The sequence below is a fragment of the Micromonospora palythoicola genome (assembly GCF_036689795.1).
Taxonomy (GTDB): Bacteria; Actinomycetota; Actinomycetes; order Mycobacteriales; family Micromonosporaceae; genus Micromonospora; species Micromonospora palythoicola.
Window position 1 is genome coordinate 1 of sequence record NZ_JBAGKI010000043.1, and the last position, 18,023, is coordinate 18,023.

Annotated in this window: 16 protein-coding genes and 1 pseudogene; 10 read left to right on the forward strand and 7 right to left on the reverse strand. The window is 71.6% G+C overall.

Annotated features, from left to right (window positions below; genetic code table 11):
- Window positions 1-111: 111 nt before the first annotated feature.
- The 6 genes from V5O40_RS18770 to V5O40_RS18795 all read right to left on the reverse strand — a co-directional run bounded on the left by V5O40_RS18770 (window position 112) and on the right by V5O40_RS18795 (window position 6,400).
- Window positions 112-798 (reverse strand): TetR/AcrR family transcriptional regulator, encoded by a 687-nt coding sequence (locus tag V5O40_RS18770; protein WP_332906666.1) that lies wholly within the window; start codon window positions 796-798, stop codon window positions 112-114.
- Between the two features lie 7 nt (window positions 799-805).
- A complete protein-coding gene (locus tag V5O40_RS18775) occupies window positions 806-2,563 on the reverse strand; it encodes an ABC transporter ATP-binding protein (RefSeq protein ID WP_332906667.1) in 1,758 nt (585 codons plus the stop codon).
- Complete coding sequence (locus V5O40_RS18780) at window positions 2,560-4,293, reverse strand: ABC transporter ATP-binding protein (protein ID WP_332906668.1); 1,734 nt, start codon at window positions 4,291-4,293, stop codon at window positions 2,560-2,562. Before V5O40_RS18780 ends, V5O40_RS18775 begins: the two co-directional genes overlap by 4 nt.
- 244 nt (window positions 4,294-4,537) lie before the next feature.
- Window positions 4,538-4,930 carry an MmcQ/YjbR family DNA-binding protein gene (locus tag V5O40_RS18785; RefSeq protein ID WP_332906669.1) on the reverse strand — a complete coding sequence of 131 codons (393 nt, stop codon included), beginning with the start codon at window positions 4,928-4,930 and terminating at the stop codon, window positions 4,538-4,540.
- 128 nt (window positions 4,931-5,058) lie between these two features.
- Window positions 5,059-5,382 carry a plasmid stabilization protein gene (locus V5O40_RS18790; RefSeq protein ID WP_332906670.1) on the reverse strand — a complete coding sequence of 108 codons (324 nt, stop codon included), beginning with the start codon at window positions 5,380-5,382 and terminating at the stop codon, window positions 5,059-5,061.
- Window positions 5,383-5,521: 139 nt separating this feature from the next.
- The gene (locus V5O40_RS18795) at window positions 5,522-6,400 is read right to left on the reverse strand and encodes a hypothetical protein (RefSeq protein ID WP_332906671.1); all 879 of its coding nucleotides are present in this window, start codon (window positions 6,398-6,400) and stop codon (window positions 5,522-5,524) included.
- A gap of 180 nt (window positions 6,401-6,580) precedes the next feature.
- Here V5O40_RS18795 and V5O40_RS18800 point away from each other — a divergent pair, with 180 nt between their 5' ends.
- Both V5O40_RS18800 and V5O40_RS18805 read left to right on the forward strand, forming a co-directional pair.
- Window positions 6,581-6,811, forward strand: a complete 231-nt coding sequence (locus V5O40_RS18800; protein WP_332906672.1) for a hypothetical protein — start codon at window positions 6,581-6,583, stop codon at window positions 6,809-6,811.
- 190 nt (window positions 6,812-7,001) lie between these two features.
- Window positions 7,002-8,447, forward strand: a complete 1,446-nt coding sequence (locus V5O40_RS18805) for a cellulase family glycosylhydrolase (RefSeq protein ID WP_332906673.1) — start codon at window positions 7,002-7,004, stop codon at window positions 8,445-8,447.
- Between the two features lie 70 nt (window positions 8,448-8,517).
- Here V5O40_RS18805 and V5O40_RS18810 read toward each other — a convergent pair whose 3' ends face one another.
- Window positions 8,518-9,963, reverse strand: a complete 1,446-nt coding sequence (locus V5O40_RS18810; RefSeq protein WP_332906674.1) for a glucose-6-phosphate dehydrogenase — start codon at window positions 9,961-9,963, stop codon at window positions 8,518-8,520.
- Window positions 9,964-10,193: 230 nt separating this feature from the next.
- On the opposite strand from V5O40_RS18810, the gene pgi reads away from it, so the two are divergent.
- The 8 genes and pseudogenes from pgi (at window position 10,194) to V5O40_RS18850 (ending at window position 17,999) form a co-directional block, all read left to right on the forward strand.
- Entirely contained in the window at window positions 10,194-11,828 is a 1,635-nt protein-coding gene (pgi, locus tag V5O40_RS18815; RefSeq protein WP_332906675.1) for a glucose-6-phosphate isomerase, read from the forward strand.
- Between the two features lie 216 nt (window positions 11,829-12,044).
- A complete protein-coding gene (locus tag V5O40_RS18820) occupies window positions 12,045-12,653 on the forward strand; it encodes an MOSC domain-containing protein (RefSeq protein ID WP_332906676.1) in 609 nt (202 codons plus the stop codon).
- 69 nt (window positions 12,654-12,722) lie between these two features.
- A complete protein-coding gene (locus V5O40_RS18825; protein ID WP_332906677.1) occupies window positions 12,723-13,967 on the forward strand; it encodes an RNA polymerase sigma factor in 1,245 nt (414 codons plus the stop codon).
- Window positions 13,968-14,067: 100 nt separating this feature from the next.
- Window positions 14,068-14,442 carry a YciI family protein gene (locus V5O40_RS18830; protein ID WP_332906678.1) on the forward strand — a complete coding sequence of 125 codons (375 nt, stop codon included), beginning with the start codon at window positions 14,068-14,070 and terminating at the stop codon, window positions 14,440-14,442.
- 64 nt (window positions 14,443-14,506) lie between these two features.
- A complete protein-coding gene (locus V5O40_RS18835; protein ID WP_332906679.1) occupies window positions 14,507-14,641 on the forward strand; it encodes a DUF1905 domain-containing protein in 135 nt (44 codons plus the stop codon).
- Between the two features lie 447 nt (window positions 14,642-15,088).
- A pseudogene (locus V5O40_RS18840) lies at window positions 15,089-16,072 on the forward strand (AAA family ATPase); the annotation flags it as partial.
- The gene (locus V5O40_RS18845; RefSeq protein ID WP_332906680.1) at window positions 16,069-17,052 is read left to right on the forward strand and encodes a DUF58 domain-containing protein; all 984 of its coding nucleotides are present in this window, start codon (window positions 16,069-16,071) and stop codon (window positions 17,050-17,052) included. The pseudogene V5O40_RS18840 and the gene V5O40_RS18845, both read left to right, overlap by 4 nt.
- Window positions 17,049-17,999 (forward strand): VWA domain-containing protein, encoded by a 951-nt coding sequence (locus V5O40_RS18850; protein WP_332906681.1) that lies wholly within the window; start codon window positions 17,049-17,051, stop codon window positions 17,997-17,999. The genes V5O40_RS18845 and V5O40_RS18850 overlap by 4 nt, the downstream gene beginning before the upstream one ends.
- The last annotated feature ends 24 nt before the right edge of the window (window positions 18,000-18,023 follow it).

Consider the following 18,023-nt stretch of genomic DNA (forward strand, 5'->3'; position numbering starts at 1 on the left):
GGTGGTCCCCCCACCCGGGGGCGACCGGCCGGGTCGCCGCACCCGGGGGGGGCCCGGGGGCGGTTCGTTCGGCGCCCCCCCCGGCCCCACCCCCACGCCGATCCGGCGCGTCTACGGCCGCACCCGGGCACCCTGGGCGAGCAGCCCGTCGACGAGGGCACGGAGGCCGTCGACATAGGTGTCGCGGGGGGCCAGCACCGCCCACCGGTCCCCCAGCGCGGCCAGGTGCGGCAGCTTCTCGGCGTCGATGCTGCCGAAGAACGCCCCTTGACGGGTGACGGATTGGCCCTGACCACGGCGCGCGGTGTGCGACCGGACGAGAATCTCCCCGACGGTGTAGTACCAGATGCTGCGGAAGACGTACACGGCGTGCTCGGGAGTGCAGCCGTGGTCGACGGCGCCGGCCACGACCGCCTCGACCAGGCCCAGGGGAGAGTCACCGAGCCGGGCGATGAATCCGTCGGTGGTGAGGACCTCGGCGGCCCACGGCCACGCCGCCAGCGCATCGTGGATCGTCGCCGCCGCGACGATGACGCGCTCCCGTGGCTCATCGGGCAGCCGAGGGCGGGAGACCTGCTCGCCGTACTCGTTGATCAACAGAAGCAGCAGATCCTCTTTGTCCTGTACGTGGTGGTAGAGGGTGGTCGCTCCCACGCCGATCTCGGCGGCCAGCTTCCGGATGGTGAGCCGCTCCCACCCGTCGCGATCGATGAGACCACGCGCGGCGGCCAGGATCTGGGCGCGCGAGGTCGTCGGCGGTCTGCCGGGCCTGGGGCGCGGCGCATCGGCGTGGGGCACCGCCCCATCATGCCTCCTCGTCCACGGAGGTCCGCCGGGGTGACGCCGCCGCACCAGGCGAGCCGGACGCGGTGGACAGACTCCAGAAGTCGGCGTAGCGACCGCCACGACGCAGCAGTTCGTCGTGGCTGCCCTCCTCGACGACCCGCCCGTCGTCGAGGAAGACCACGCGGTCCGCGCGTCGGACGGTCCGCATCCGGTGCGCGACCATGATCACCGTCCGTCCCGGCATCAGCCGTTCGATGCCCTCGTGTACGGCCACCTCGTTGACCGGATCGAGCGCCGAGGTGACCTCGTCGAGCAACACGATCGGTGCGTCCCTCAGCAGTGCCCGCGCGATGGCGACCCGCTGGCGCTCACCACCGGACAGCGACGCGCCACCTTCGCCGACGTTCGCCGCCCAGCCACCGGGCAGCCGCTCGACGACCTCGTCCAGCCGCGCGGCGGTCGCCGCCGCCCGCACCTCGGCCTCGCCGGCGTCGGGGCGACCGAGCCGGACGTTCTCCTCGATCGTGCCGTCGAAGAGATGGACGTCCTGGAACACGATGGCGATCTGTGCCAGCAACACGCCCGGATCGATCCGCCGCACGTCGACACCGCCCACCCGCACCGCTCCCGACTCCACGTCGTAGAACCGGGCGATCAGCTGGAGCAGGGTGCTCTTGCCCGCGCCGGACGGACCGACGACGGCCATCCGCTGCCCCTGCGGCACCGACAACGACACGCCGTCGAACACCGTACGATCGTCGTGGCGGAACGTGACCGCGTCGAACTCCAGGTCGAAGCGCTGCGGCCGGACCGGCTGATCCGGTTCGGGAAGCGGCTCGGCGCGCAGCACCCGGTCGAGCCGGTCCAGCTCGGCACGGGCGGTGCGCAACCTGCCCCCGATGTCGGACAGCGACAGCAGCGGGTCGGCACTTCGGGCGGCGAGCACGAGAATGGACAGGACCTCCGCGGCTCCTAGGTCGCCACCGAGCGCGAGATAGGTCCCCAGCACCAGGATGGTGGTGAAGACCGCCTGCACGATGAGGGTCAGACCCACCGCGCCGGGCAGCACCGACATCGTCTGGCGGCGGGAGGCCCGCTCCACGCCCTGCAGCGCGTCGTCGAGCAGGCTGAACCGCTCGCCACTGCGGCCGCCGACCCGCAGCACCGGCTGGGCCTGCAGGTACTCGATGACCCGGGCGCTGGCCTCGTTGTTGCGCGCGGCGTTGTCGGCGTCGTTGGCAGCCGTCAACCGCGCGGTCCACCGCTGGGTCAGCACCACGAGCGGCGCCGCCATCAACGCGGCCAGCCCGAGCTGCCAGTTGAACACCGTGATCACGGCAACGATCGTCAGCGGCGTCACGCAGGCGGAGACGAACGGCCCGAGCAGGTGCGCCGACACGCCCATCGCCGTCAGCAGTCCACGGCTGGCCATCACGGACACCTCGCCCACCCGGGCGGCGTCGTACCAGCCGATGGGCAACCGGGCCAGGTGTTCGCCAAGGCGGTGGTACATGCCCCGCAGCATCGTGGTCCCGACGCGCATGCCGGACAGGTCGCTGGCATACCGCAGCACCGCATAGACCGCGACGGAGACCGCGAACGCGATCAGCCAGGGCCAGGCATCCGACGGGGTGTCCCCGAACAGGGCCCGCAGCACGGGCACCAGCAGCGCGTAGAGCAGACCCTCCAGCACCGCGGTCACCGTCATCAGGGCGACCGTGCGACGCATCGGCGCGGCGTACTCGTCGCCGAGCACCCGCAACAGCCTCCTGATCATCGGGAAAGGTCTCCTTGCAGTACACCACCGCGGGCTTCGCTGTCGTCGGCGACGGCCGACTGCTGGGTCCGCCAGAAGGCGGCGAACTTTCCATCCTGGGCGAGCAGGTCGCTCGGCCTGCCCTGCTCGACGACCGCCCCGTCCTCCAGCACCACGACAAGGTCGGCGTCGGCGATGGTCTCCAGGCGGTGGGCGATGACCAGGACGGTCCGGTCGCGCAGCGTCGACAAGGTCTGCCGGACCGCCTGATCGGTCCTCGGGTCGGCGAAGGCGGTCGCCTCGTCCAGCACCAGGACGGGCGTGTCCGCGGCCAGGGCACGCGCGATGGCGATGCGTTGCGCCTCGCCGCCGGAGAGCGTGGCGTCCTCGCCGAGCACGGTCTCGTAGCCGTTCGGCAACGCGAGGACGCGGTCGTGGATGTGCGCCAGCCGGGCGGCGCGAGTGATCTCCTCGGGGGTCGCGTGCGGGACCGCCAGCGCAATGTTGTCCGCGACCGACGCGCGCAGCAGCCGGACGTCCTGGAGGACGAAGGAAACCCGGCGGTAGAGCTCACCGGCGTCGAGGTCGCGCAGGTCGACGCCGCCGAGGCGCACCGAGCCGTGCGTCGGGTCGAAGAACCGGGGCAGCAGTTGCCCGAGCGTGGACTTTCCGCTGCCGGACGGTCCGACCACCGCGGTGAGCGTGCCCGGCTCCAGCGTCAGGTCGATCCCGCGCAGCACCTCGGGGCCGCCGTCGTAGCCGAACCGGACGTCGCGCAGCTCCACCCGGTTGTCCTGCGGCGTGGCCGGGCGCGCGGGCTGCGGCAGCGCCTCCACCCCGAGAACCTCGCGGATGCGGCCGACCGCGCGGCCGGCGGCCTGCATGTCGTCGAAGCCGTGGCCGAGGGCCGCGACCGGTGCGGTGAGCCCCAGCCCGAGCAGCAGGAAGGGCAGCAGGTCCACCGGCACCAGGGCGCCGGAGGTGATCCGCACCGTGCCGCCGATCAGCACCACCAGCAGCACGAAGGGCGGTGACAGCGCCAGCTGCATGCCGGCGGCGACGGCGGATACACCGCCTACCCAGCGGGTGAAGATGTCGACGAACTCGTCGGCGGCGGTGCGGAACCGGTGGTGCGCACGCTCGGCGCCGCCGAACGCCTTGACCACGGCGATGCCCTGCACGAACTCGACGACGGAGGTGGCGATCCGGCCCATCGCCGCGTCGAGGTCCCGCTGCTGCCGCGTACGGGCCGCGGTCATCAGCAGCGGCACGTGCGCGAGGGCCAGTACCACGGGGATCAGGGTGATCAGAGTGAGTCGCCAGTCGACGGTGAGCAGGTAGGCGAGCGACACCAACGGCACGACGAAGGCGGAGACCAGTTCGCCGGGAGCATGGGCGATGAACGGGTGCACGGCGGCGACGTCGTCACCGACCACTCTCGCCAGTTCGCCGCTGCGTCGACGGGAGAGCCAGCCGATGGGTGCCTGCCCGAGGCTTCGGGCCAGTGCCCGGCGCAGCGAGAGCTGCACCCTGCCGTCGAGGACGTGACCGAGCCCCGACGCGGCACCCGTGAAGATCAGGCGGACGAACAGACCGGCCGCACCCAGGGTCACGGCGGTCCACACCCGGTCGGTGTCGACCGGGCCGGGCGAGAACAGGGCGCGTCCCAGCTCGATCACCGCGAACAGCGGTGCCAGTCCGGCGACGGCGCCGACGACCTGCAGGACCACGACGACCGCGAAGTGCGGCACATGGGGGCCCAGCAGAGCCGCCGCGCCAACCGGCTGTCGTGCGGCGGGACGGTCAGGCGGCGAAGCCGTTTGGCGCGCTCCGTCCGCAATGGAATGAGTCACGCCCATCGCCCCCGTCCACATTTTCAAACATGTTCGGGAATTAATGTACCGCGAAGCCGCCCGCGCCGTGGTCCGGCTTTGTGAGGGCCTCGCCCGGCCGCGGCGCGGCGTTGGCGTGAGGTACTCCGACACCCGCCCGTCGTCAGGGACGGGCAGCCCGATCGGCCGAATCCTCCTCGGGGCCGGCGTGCGGCCGGTCGGGTACGCGCATCCGCCACGCGTCGGTGATCAGCTCGTCCAGCCGCTCGACGGTGACCGCCGCCAGGCGCACCATCACCAGTGGCAGCCCGTCGTAGGCGGGTGTGGTGAAGAACAGCGACGGTTCGCCGAGCAGCAGTGCCTGCTTCTCGGCCTCGTCGCCGACGTACAACACGGCGATGTCGGTCCGGATGACGCGGGGCTTGCCGGGTCGGCGCTCGGGATAGGACCAGACGAAGCCCCGGTCCGCGACCCGGAAGTCGAAGCCGTCACTGTCGATCTCCACGACGTGCGGTAGCGCCAGGGCCAACCGGCGGACGTCGGCGGCGTCAGCCATCGTCCACCCCTGAGATCACCGATCGCGGCATGCCGAGAGGTTAGCCGCCGACACCGACAGCGACGCCGCGTCGGGGCCGACGGCCCGCCGCGTGCCCGGCGGACCGTCGGGGGCAGCGGACCGACGGGTCAGCGGGACAGCGCCCGCTCCAGCTCCGCCTTCGACATCGACGAACGGCCCTTGACGCCACGCTTCTTCGCCTCGTTGTACAGCTGTTCCTTGGTGCGCCCGCCGGCGCCGCGATGCGAACGCTTGCCGCCCCGGTGGCCCGACGAGACATCGTCGATCGACGATCGACTCGCGGTCCGCGCCTCACCGGAGCGGGCCCGCTCCTTGTTGACCGTACGCGCCGCGATCTCCTCGGCCCGGCCGGTGGACACGCCGCGCTTCTTGGCGCTGGCCTTGATGTGTTCGTACTGCCGTTCTCTTTTCGGACTGGATCCCGCAGGCATGGAGTGCCTCCCTCCACCGACAGTGGTCAGTGGTCAGGTGCCCCACCGTCGGCCACCGAAACATCCGGCGCGCGAACCCGCCCCGCAACCGGGCGGCGGGACGGACACGGCCCGCCCCGCCGCCGCGGATGCCGGTGACTCAGGAGGTGAACTTGTCCAGCGCCAGCTCGATGGCACCGCTGTCCGGCTGGGCGTACGCCCGCATGGTCTCCTTGTTGTAGGAGATGAAGCTCGGGCAGCGCACCGCCGGGGCGTTGACCCGCCCACCCTCACCGATCTTCTCGCCGGTTTTGGCGGCGTAAAAGGTGAGCGTGTAACGCGAGGAGACGTAGTCGACGGTGACCTGCTTGTCGTCGCGGTCCTTGTACTGGCACTTGCGGGGCGTACCCTCGCTGCCCTGCTCGAAGGTGAGGCAGCCGACGACGGAGACCGACGCCCACTCGGAGGTCTTGGCGTAGTACTGCTTGTCGAAGCCCACCGACTTGCTCAGCCAGGACTCCGGACGCTCCGGCGAGTTGGCGAACGTGTAGACCTTGGTGCCCTTCGCCCCGGTGTAGGGCGCGGCGTTGAGGATCGGGCTACCTTCGCACACGGCGGACATGTCGCTGGAGTTGCGGGCGGTCACCGCGTTGTTGTTGTCGGGCTGCTGCTCGGCGGGGGGAGCGATCGACGGCGCCTCGGTCGGGACACCGGGCGCCTCGCTGCGCTGCCCGGCGACCGGCTCCCCCTCGTCGTCGCCGGCCAGTACGAAGAAACCGATCACTCCGCCACAGGCGACGAGCACCGCCATCACGGCGGCACCGATGCCCAGACCGAGCCAGAGGCCCTTGTTCGAGGACTTCGTCGGCTGCGGCCCGTAGGACGGTGGCGGCGGCACCGGCGCCCCGTACGGCGAGGGGTAGCCGGCCGGGGCGACCGGCGAGCCCGCCGGGCCGACCGGAGAGCCGGGTGGTGTGCCCCAGGGGGCGGCGTTCGGATCCGGCTGTTGCCCACCGTACGGAGGGTGGCTGTCACTCATCTGATGCCCTTGTCGAAGTCGAGAGGTTACCTGGCCGATGATCAGAGTCAGGGTAGTGAGCAGCGCAAGTCCGGACGCCGGCGACTCCCCGGCCATCCAGCTGACGGACCTCGCGCGTGGGTTGACCGGTGTGCCGACGCCGCGCGGCGGGTACCTGTCGGACACGCAGAGGAGGACGAGATGACGACCGACCCGAGGTACACGCCGATCGCGATGACCGGGACCGGCAAGCTGGTCGACGACGACGGCGACACCGGCACCGAGTTGGTCGGCGCGGACGACGCGGCGGCCGACGCCGCACGAGCCGGCGCCGACATCGACCTGACCGCAGCGGACGCAGACACCGATCCGACCCCTGTCGGCGCGGCCGATGCCGAGGCGGACCGGCGACGCGCCGCTGGCGAAGACTGAGTCGGGCTCCGCCCGACCGTGGCCCCGGGACGCACGTCCCGGGGCCACAGTTGATCGATCAATTCGATGTATCGAAATATTGCGTTCTGGTTTCGACCCGTCGTAGGCTGCTGTGGGAGCGCTCCCGGTCCCTCGTCCACTGCCGCCGGAGTGCCGTACCACCACCACGACCAGATTGCGACGGTCCACCATGAAGCAACCTCCGCGCCGCCTGCGGCGCCTGCTGGTCGCGGCCGGTGCCGTCGGCGCGTTGACCCTCGGCGCGTTGACGGTCCTGCCCACCGCCAACGCGATGGCCGCGACCGGCTGCTCCGTGACCTACACGACGAACAGCTGGTCCGGCGGGTTCACCGCGAGCGTCACCGTCACCAACCTCGGCGACCCGCTCAGCAACTGGACGCTGGGGTTCACCTTCCCCGACGGTGGCCAACGACTCACCCAGGGCTGGTCGGCCACCTGGAGCCAGAGCGGCAGCTCCGTCACCGCACGAAGCGCCAGCTGGAACGGTTCGCTCGGCACCGGAGCCAGCACCAACATCGGCTTCAACGGCAGCTTCACCGGCGCCAACCCGGCACCGAGTTCGTTCACGCTCAACGGCACCGTGTGCACGGGCTCGACCACGCCGACCACTGCCCCGCCGCCCACCACGACGCCACCGACGACCAACCCACCGACAACCCCGCCGCCACCGGGAACCCAGACCCCGGTCGGCATCAACGGGCAGCTGCGGGTGTGCGGGGTCAACCTCTGCAACCAGTACGGCCGGCCGATCCAGCTGCGCGGCATGAGCAGCCACGGCATCCAGTGGTTCGGCAACTGCTACAACCCGGCCTCACTCGACGCGCTCGCCACCGACTGGCGCGCCGACCTGTTCCGCATCGCGATGTACGTGCAGGAGCAGGGCTACGAGACCGACCCCGCGGGCTTCACCAACCGGGTCAACAACCTGGTCGAGGAGGCCACCCGGCGCGGCATGTACGCGATGATCGACTTCCACCTGCTGACCCCGGGTGACCCGATGTTCAATCTGGAGCGGGCCAAGACCTTCTTCGCCGCCGTCTCCGCCCGGCACGCCGCGAAGAACAACGTGATCTACGAGATCGCCAACGAACCCAACGGGGTGAGCTGGTCGACCATCAAGAACTACGCCGACCAGGTGATCCCGGTGATCCGGGCCAACGACCCGGACGCGGTGGTCATCGTGGGCACCCGGGCCTGGTCCTCGCTGGGCGTCTCCGAGGGCGCCAACCACACCGAGATCGTCAACAACCCGGTGAACGCCAGCAACGTCATGTACGCGTTCCACTTCTACGCCGCGTCGCACAAGGACAACTACCGTGCCGAGGTGGAGCGGGCCGCCGCCCGGCTGCCGCTGTTCGTCACGGAGTTCGGCACGGTGGACTACACCGGTGACGGGGGCGTCGACCTGACCAGCAGCGCCCAGTGGCTCGACCTGCTCGACCGGCTGAAGATCGGCTACGCGAACTGGACCTTCTCCGACAAGGCCGAGGGCAGCGCCGCGTTGCGGCCGGGCACCTGCAACGGCAGCTCCTACACCGGTACCTCGGTGCTCACCCCCTCCGGGGCCTTCATGCGCGAGCGCATCCGCACCCCGGACAACTTCCCCACCAGCTGATCCGAGCGCACCACCACCACGCGGCCCCGGCGGTTCACCGCCGGGGCCGCACCCCGGTGCTGGGTCGGGCTCAGCTCTCGTCGGGCACCGGACCGATGAGCGAGTCGGCCGGCCCGGTGGAGCCCGCGGGGTACTCCTGCAGCGGCACCGCACCGGTCTTCCAGGCAGCCAGCACCGGCTCCACGATGCGCCAGCACTCCTCGGCGACGTCGGCGCGGACCGACAGGGTCGGATCACCCTCGAAGGCGCCGCGCAGCACCTCGCCGTACGCGGGCAGGTCGCCGGGGCCGAACGCCGCCGTCAGGTTCACCTGTTCCAGTTCGAAGGGATTCCCCGGACCGTTGATGTTGAGGTCCAGGCCGAGCCGGTCCGGTCCGAAGCCGATCCGGAGCCGGTCCGGCCGGTCGTAGCCGGTCAGGCCGTCGGGTACCCGGGTCGGCTGCTTGAAGGTGATGATCGCCTCCTTGCGTACCGCGTCCATCGCCTTTCCCGAGCGCAGCCGGAACGGCACTCCCGCCCAGCGCCAGGTGTCCACCGTGACCGCCAGTTCCGCGAGCGTCTCCGTGCCCCGCGCCGGGTCGACGCCGGGCTCGTCGGCGTAGTTCGGCAGCTGCCGACCGTCGATCTCCCCTGCGGTGTACCGCCCCCGCCGGCTGGCGGCCACCGGATCGTCACGCCACAGCCGGGTGGCCCGCAGCACCTGCGCCTTGCGTCCCCGCACCTCCTCGGACCGCAGGGTCGGCGGCGGGTCCATGGCCAGCAGGGCCAGCACCTGGAGCAGGTGGGACTGGACCATGTCCACCAACGCGCCGGCACCGTCGTAGTAGCCCGCCCGTCCTTCCAGACCGAGGGTCTCGTCGAAGACGATGTCCACGCAGGCCACGTGTGCGGAGTTGAGCACCGGCTCGAAGATGCGGTTGGCGAAGCGCAGGCCGAGCAGGTTGAGCACCGTCGACTTGCCGAGGAAGTGGTCGATCCGGTGGACCTGGTTTTCCGGCACCAGGGTGGCCAGCAGTTCGTTGAGCGAGCGGGCCGAGATCCGATCGACGCCGAAGGGCTTCTCCAGCATCAGCCGGGTGCCGGGTGGCACCCCGATCCGGGCCAGCGCGGCGGCCGACCGGGCGGTCACCAGCGGCGGCAGCGCGAAGAAGATCACCAACGGCCCGGTGCAGCAGCTCAGCAGCGACCGCAGGTCCTCCTCGCGCGTCACGTCGGCGGGCAGGTAGCGCGACTCGCGGATCACCTGCGACTCCAGCGGCCCCACCGCGCCGACGGCGCCGAAGGAGTCGGTCACCCGGCGCCGCCAGCGCTCGTCGTCCCAGCCGTCCATGCCGCTGCCGATCAGCCGCAACCCGGGCACGGCACCGGTGGCCAGCAGCCGGCCCAGGCCGGGCAGCAGCAGGCGCCCGGTCAGGTCACCGCTGGCGCCGAGCACCAGCAGTGTCTGCCGTACGCCGGAGGCGGCGGTCGCCGCGGGGACAGCAGCTGCGGAGGCGCTCGATGCCGGTGTCGTCATGCCACCACCATGCCCTGTCCCGGCGATCGGCAAGCACCGGACCCCGGGGACTCGCCGGCCGTTCGCTCACCGCACGCGGGTCCGTGCGGATCGTCACCCCCCGTGGCGTCGGAGTTCCCACGGTCGTGGTGTCGGGCGGGCGAGCCGATCTTCGTGTGGCAGGCTGGTCTCACGGTCGGCCGGGACGAGGCCGGCGACGTGCCCGATCCCGCGAGGAGACGATCGATCCGATGGCTGCGGACGTCACCAGCACCGACGAGTGGCAGGCCCTGCGCAAGCACGCCGACGAGATCCGCGGGACACACCTGCGGGACCTGTTCGCCACCGATCACGACCGGGGCCGACGGTTGACCGTCGAGGTGGCCGACCTCTACGTCGACTACAGCAAGAACCTGGTCACCGACGAGACGTTGCGCCTGCTGACCGCGCTGGCCGAGCGGGTCGGGCTGACCGATCGGATCGCCGCGATGTTCGCCGGGGCCCACATCAACGGCACCGAGGATCGCGCGGTGCTGCACACCGCGCTGCGCCTGCCGTCGGACGCCACCCTCACCGTCGACGGGCAGGACGTGGCGGCGGACGTCCACGCGGTACGGCGCCGGATGGCCGAGTTCGCCGAGAAGGTGCGCTCCGGTCAGTGGCGCGGGCACACCGGCGAGCGGATCCGCACCGTGGTCAACATCGGCATCGGTGGCTCCGACCTGGGGCCGGTGATGGCGTACGAGGCGTTGAAGGCGTACCGCGACGCCGGTCTGAGTTGCCGGTTCGTGTCGAACATCGACCCCACCGACATCCACGACACGATCGCCGACCTGGACCCGGCGAGCACGTTGTTCGTGGTGGTGTCGAAGACCTTCTCCACCCAGGAGACCCTGGCCAACGCCGAGCAGGCCCGGCACTGGCTGCTGGCCGGCCTCGACGCCGACGCCGACGCGGTGGCCCGGCACTTCGTCGCGGTCAGCACCAACGCCCAGCGGGTGTCGGACTTCGGCATCGACCCGGCGAACATGTTCGGCTTCTGGGACTGGGTGGGCGGTCGGTACTCGCTGCCCTCGGCGGTGGGCCTGTCGGTGATGCTGTCGATCGGGCCGGCCGGCTTCGACGAGATGCTGGCCGGCTACCACGCGGTGGACGAGCACTTCCGCACCGCACCGCCGACCGCCAACGCGCCGGTGCTGCTCGGCCTGCTGAACGTCTGGTACACCAACTTCCTGGGCGCGCAGACCCACGCGGTGCTGCCGTACTCGCAGTACCTGCACCGGTTCCCCGCCTACCTGCAACAGCTCACCATGGAGAGCAACGGCAAGTCGGTACGCACCGACGGTCGTCAGGTGTCGTACGACACCGGGGAGATCTTCTGGGGCGAGCCCGGCACCAACGGTCAGCACGCCTTCTACCAGCTGTTGCACCAGGGCACCCGGCTGGTGCCGGCGGACTTCATCGGGTTCAGCGAGCCCAACCACGACATCGGTGACATGCACGACCTGTTCATGTCGAACTTCTTCGCCCAGACCGCGGCGCTGGCCTTCGGCCGGACCGCCGAGCAGGTGGCGGCCGAGGGTACCGCCGCCGACCTCGTGCCCCACAAGGTGATGGCCGGCAACCACCCGACCACGTCGATCGTGGCCGACCGGCTCACTCCGGCCACGCTCGGCCAACTGGTCGCCCTCTACGAGCACATCGTGTTCACCGAGGGTGCGATCTGGGACATCAACCCGTTCGACCAGTGGGGTGTCGAACTGGGCAAGGTGATGGCCAACCAGCTCGCCCCGCTGCTCACCGGCGAGGCGCCCGACCTGACCGAACTGGATTCGTCCACCGCCGCCCTGATCTCCCGCTACCGCGCCCAGCGCAACCGCCCCTGACCGGCGGCACACGACCGCTCGCGGCGGCCACTGCCGCAAGATCCGTGCAACTACGGCGATGGTGCCGCACCGGAGGCGCCTGGAGGCAGCAGCATCAGCGAAGTTGCACGGATCTCGACGGGCTCACGTCGGGCGTGGTGCGGGAACGTTTGTCTTCCGGTCTCGCGCTTCGAAACAGCTTGGACTCGGCTGGCGCGCGTCGGGCACAGTCAAGGCGTGACGAACTCCATCACCGTACGCCACCGCTCCATGGCTGAGATCGTGGCAGGACTGCACGTGGTGCGGCGCTCCCCTCGGATCGTCGGCACCCTGGCACTGGCCGTGCGCCGGCCGGCCGTCGACGTCCGGGAGGTGCTGTCCCAGGCCGAACTGGACACCACCGTCGGGCTGATCGGCGACAGCTGGAGCCAACGGCCCAGCTCACGAACGAGCGACCGGTCACCGCACCCCGACATGCAGCTGAACGTCATCAACTCCCGTTTCGTCGAGCTGATCGCCGGCCCCGATCGCGACGCCTGGGCGCTTGCCGGGGATCAGCTCTACGTCGATCTGGACCTGAGCCTCGACGCCCTGCCAGCCGGTACCCGCCTGGCGATCGGCGACCGGGCCGTCATCGAGGTGACCGACCAGCCGCACAACGGTTGCGCCAAGTTCGCTGCCCGGTTCGGGCGGGACGCCCACAAGATCGTCTGGAGCGAGGAGGGCCAGCAACTGCGTCTTCGCGGCCTCAACGCCCGGGTGGTCGTCGGTGCGACGATCAAGGAAGGCGACACCGTCCGGCAGTTGCCCGCCGACCTCGACCAGCCGGACACCCGGCTGCCGTGACGGGATACCGCGTGATGGTGTGCAACGGCGTAGCCGTTCGTGGAGTTGCGTCCAAGCGCTGGGTCAGCCGTGCCCGGTCCGACCGTTGAGCAGGCGATCACCCGTGCCCACCGGGAGGAGTGGGCACGGGTGGTCGCCAGCCTCGCCCGCCGCTTCGGTGACCTCGATGTCGCCGAGGAAGCGACGGCCGAGGCGTTCGTAGCGGCCGTGGAGCGGTGGCCGCGCGAGGGCCTACCGCCCAGTCCCGGCGGTTGGCTCGCCACCACCGCGACCCGCAAGGCTATCGATCGGCTTCGCCGCGAGTCCCAGCGCGACGTCAAGCACCGGGCGGCTCGGATCGTCCACGACGACACCCCGGCCGAGCCGACCGGCCCGATCGAGGACGACCGCCTCAGGTTGGTCTTCACCTGCTGCCACCCGGCGCTCGCGATGCAGGCCCGGGTGGCGCTGACGCTGCGCCTGCTCGGCGGTCTCACCGTCAGCGAGATCGCCCGCGCCTTTCTGGTCCCGGAGACCACGATGGCGCGACGGATCACCCGCGCCAAGGCGAAGATCAGGGCAGCCGGCATCCCCTACCGGTTGCCGGCCACCCGCGACATCCACGAGCGGCTCGTCGGTGTGCTCGCCGTCGTCTACCTCGTCTTCAACGAGGGCTACCTCGCCAGCGAGGGAGACGAGGCGGTACGCGTCGACCTCAGCGACGAGGCGATCCGCCTCGGCCGGTTGCTGCGGACCCTTCTCCCGGACGACGGCGAGGTGGCCGGCCTGCTCGCCCTGATGCTGCTCACCGACGCCAGGCGGTCGGCGCGGGTGTCCCGTACCGGGGAGTTGGTGACCCTTGAGGAGCAGGACCGCAGCTGCTGGGACCGGGACCGCATCGCCGAGGGCCACGCTCTGCTCCACGAACGGATCAAGGTGGTGGCGGCCGGCGGTGACCCACCCGGGCGTTACCAGTTACAGGCCGCGATCAACGCCGTCCACACGATCGCCCCCTCCAGCCGGGAAACCGACTGGTCCGGCCTCCTCGCCCTCTACGACCAGCTGGCGCTGCTCGACCCCTCACCGATCGTGCGGCTCAACCGGGCGGTCGCCGTCGCCGAGGTCGCCGGCCCCGCGGTCGGCCTCGCCGAGACCGACCCGCTCGGCGAGGCTCTCGGTGGCTACCACGCCTTCCACGCCGCCCGTGCCGACCTGCTGCGACGTCTCGGACGCCACGGCGACTCGCGGGCGGCGTACGACCGGGCCATCCGTCTCGCCGGCAACCCCGCCGAACGGGCCTACCTCACCCGCCGCCGTGACCAGCTCGCCTGCTGACCCGGGAAGAATCGTCCGGCACCTTGTCGCATGGGCGGCGGGTCGCTCGTAGATCAGGTGAGAGCGGCCCGAGGGGCCGCCGGGACAAGGGAGCTATGCGATGGCGCGGTATCTGATCTCGTTCAACGACGGCGCGATGGATCACATCCCCGACGAGGACTGGCCCGACGTGGGCAGGGCGGCGCACGCGGTGACGCAGGAGGCCGTGGACGCCGGGGTGTTCGTGTTCGCCACCGGACTACAGCGGCAGCGGGCCAGCGTCGTGGCCACGGACGGGCTGGTCACCGACGGACCGTACCCGGAGACCAAGGAGGTCATCGGCGGATTCATGGTCGTCGACGTGGCCGAGCGCGAGGATGCGCTGGCGTGGGCCGCCAAGATCGCCGCCGCCTGCCGGTGCGCACAGGAGGTCCGGGAGCTGATGGCGGACCCCGAGACGGACGAGATGCTTCGTCAGGCGGACAGACGAGGCTGACACCCCCGAGGGCGGGGACCGGGCGTGCGACCGAACCCGGTCCCCGAGCCCGGCCGGAACCCGCGTGCCGTTCGAGGGCGCCTTCATGGCGCTCGGTGACGGCACGCACGAGTTGCCGGTCAACGGCGCGGTGCGCAAGGTGATCGGCAAGACCGACGGCGACGAGGTGGTCGTACACCTGACGCAACGCCGGAACTAGGAACCCATCTGCCGTCCTGCGAGGCCGTCCCGGTGGTCCCTGCACTCCTGGTGTGCGGACGGCGGCCCACGGCAGTGTGGGTCCTGTCGAGCTGAGTTGTTCGTGCTGTCACGCTGACCGGCGGCGAGCCCGATGTCGCGGCGGCCCGACGTCAGGGCGGCCGAGACCGCGATGTGGGCTGTGACCCGTTTGCGCTATCAGGTCGACAGCACCCGCAGACCCGCCGCCATGCTCCCGCCGGGTGCCGCTCATCGGATCTTCCGTTCGGTTGGCTTTCGGTCCGTTCTGGCCCAATGGGTCACTGCGGGTGCCCGGGCTCCCCCCGTTGTCCGGGCACCCGCGTCGAGACGACGCGACCGAGGAGCACAGCCCATGCGGAGCACCATCAACAGCGCCGCCGTGAGCGAGTTGGACACCGGAGGTGGGCACACCGACCACACTCGACTGCTGGAACGGACCCTGTTCGAGGTGAAGCGGGTGATCGTCGGCCAGGACCGGCTGGTGGAGCGGTTGCTGACCGCGCTGCTCGCCCGGGGTCACTGCCTGCTGGAAGGGGTGCCCGGGGTGGCCAAGACCCTCGCGGCGGAGACCCTGGCCACGGCGGTGGGCGGCAGCTTCGCCCGAATCCAGTTCACCCCGGACCTGGTGCCGTCGGACATCCTCGGTACCCGGATCTACCGCGCCTCGACCGAGACCTTCGACGTCGAGCTGGGGCCGGTCATGGCGAACCTGGTCCTCGCCGACGAGATCAACCGGGCGCCGGCCAAGGTGCAGTCCGCGCTGCTGGAGGTGATGGCCGAGGGGCATGTCTCGATCGGCGGGCGGACCTACCCGGTGCCCACCCCGTTTCTGGTGCTGGCCACCCAGAACCCGATCGAGTCCGAGGGCGTCTACCAACTTCCCGAGGCACAACGGGACCGGTTCCTGATGAAGATCGTCGTCGACTATCCGACCGACGACGAGGAGCTCGGCATCCTGTACCGGATGGGCACCGACGTCCCGGCCGCCCGGCCGGTGCTGGACCCGACCCGGCTGGCGACGTTGCAGGCCAGGGCCCGGGAGGTCTTCGTCCACCACGCCCTGGCCGAGTACGTCGTACGGCTGGTGCTGGCCACCCGTGACCCGCGGCGCTTCGGCCTGCCGGACGTGGCCGCGCAGCTGGCGTACGGTGCCAGCCCACGGGCCACCCTCGGCCTGGTCGCGGCGGCCCGGGCGCTGGCCCTGCTGCGTGGCCGGGACTACGTGCTGCCGGCCGACGTGCGGGAGATCGCCGTGGACGTGCTCGCCCATCGGCTGGTCCTCTCCTTCGACGCGGTCGCCGACGACGTCGACCCCGGCGAACTGGTGCGGCGGGTCGTCGCGACGGTGCCACCTCCACAGATCGCTCCCGCCCAGCAAGCCCAGGGGCCGGGCCTGGGAGCGGCGGCGTGAACGAGAACGCGACGAGCCTCGGGCACCTGGCGCCGCACCGTCGGCTGCGCCGGCTGGAACTGACCATCACCCGCCGCCTCGACGGGCTGCTGCACGGGCAGCACCTGGGCCTGTTGCCGGGGCCGGGCAGCGAACCGGCCGGCAGCCGGGAGTACCGCCCGGGCGAGGACGAGGTCCGGCGGATGGACTGGTCGGTGACCGCTCGCACGGCCGTTCCGCACGTGCGTACCGTCGACGCCGACCGGGAGCTGACCACCTGGCTGCTCGTCGACGCGACGCCCAGCATGGACTTCGGCACCGCCGAGTTGGAGAAACGGGAGCTGGCGGTGGCGGCCGTCGCCGCCGTCGGCTTCCTGACCGCCGGCTCCGGCAACCGGCTCGGCGCGCAGGTGCTCGGCGACGCCGGGATACGCCGCTTCCCCGCCCGCTCCGGCCGGTACCACCTGCTCAGCCTGCTGCGCGCCCTGCTGGAGGTGCCGCGGGGCCGACCGGCGAGCGACCCCGTGCCGCTGGCCGGGGCCATCGACGGGCTGCGCCGGTCGGCAGGCCGTCGCGGGCTGGCGGTGGTCGTCTCCGACTTCCTGGACGGCCTGCCCGACGAGGGGGTGGCCGGCGCCGGAAGCGGGCCACCGGACTGGGAACTGCCGTTGCGCCGGCTGGCCGCGCGGCACCAGGTGCTCGCCGTCGAGGTCCGTGATCCGCGTGAGCTGGAGCTGCCCGACGTCGGCCTGATCACGCTCGTCGACCCGGAGAGCGGTCGGCGGCGCGAGGTCGCCACCGGCAGCCGGCGGCTGCGCGACCGCTACGCGGCGGCGGCCGCCGCCCAACGGCTGGCCGTGGCGCGGGCGCTGCGCCGGGCCGGCGCGGCGCACCTACCGCTGAGCACCGACCGGGACTGGATCGCCGACATCGTCCGGCACGTCCACGGCCAGCGTCGGCTGGCCCGGGCGGCCCGACCCACCTCGGGAGGAGCGGCGTGAGCTGGGAGTCTCCGGAACGGCTGTGGCTGTTGGCGGGGGTGGCTGCCCTGGTGGTCGGGTACCTGCTGCGGCAACGCCGACACAGCCGGTACGCGGTGCGGTTCACCAATCTGCGGCTGCTGGACAAGGTGGCGCCGGCTCGTCCGGCGTGGCGGCGGCACGTGCCGGCCGGGCTGTTCATCGCGATGCTGGCGCTGCTGGTGGTCGGCTTCGCCCGCCCGACGGACGAGGTACGGGTGCCCCGGGAACGGGCCACCGTCATCGTGGCCGTCGACGTGTCCCGCTCCATGCTCGCCGACGACGTGCCGCCGGACCGGCTGCTCGCGGCCCGGGAGGCGGCCCGCGAGTTCGTGGCCGACCTGCCGGCGGAGTTCAACGTCGGGCTGGTGGCCTTCGCCGGCAGCGCGTCGGTGGTGGTCGCACCGGGCGGCGACCGGGAGTCGGTGACCGCCGGCATCGACCAGCTCGACGAGGGCGTCACCGGTCTTCAGGGGACGGCGATAGGCGAGGCCATCCAGGCCGCGCTGGAGTCGATCCGCACCCTGGACGCGCGGGCGGCCGAGGATCCGCCGCCGGCCCGGGTGGTGCTGCTCTCCGACGGGGCGAACACCTCGGGACGGGACCCGGCGCTCGCCGCCGCCGAGGCGGTGCAGGCGGGCGTACCGGTCGACACCATCTCCTTCGGCACCCCCGACGGGCGGATCGGTGGTGGCCAGGCGGTCCCGGTGGACGGGGAGACCCTGCGTGCCGTGGCCGAGCAGGCCGGCGGCGGCTACTACGAGGCGGGCAGCGGCGACGAGTTGCGCGCGGCCTACTCCGACATCGGTTCGTCGGTCGGTCACCGGCTGGAACGCCAGGACGTGTCGGCGCGGTTCATCGGCGCCGGTCTGGTGCTCGCCCTGCTGGCCGCCGCCGGTTCGCTGTTCTGGTTCTCCCGACTGCCCTGACGGCCGTCCGACGGCCGTCCCCGA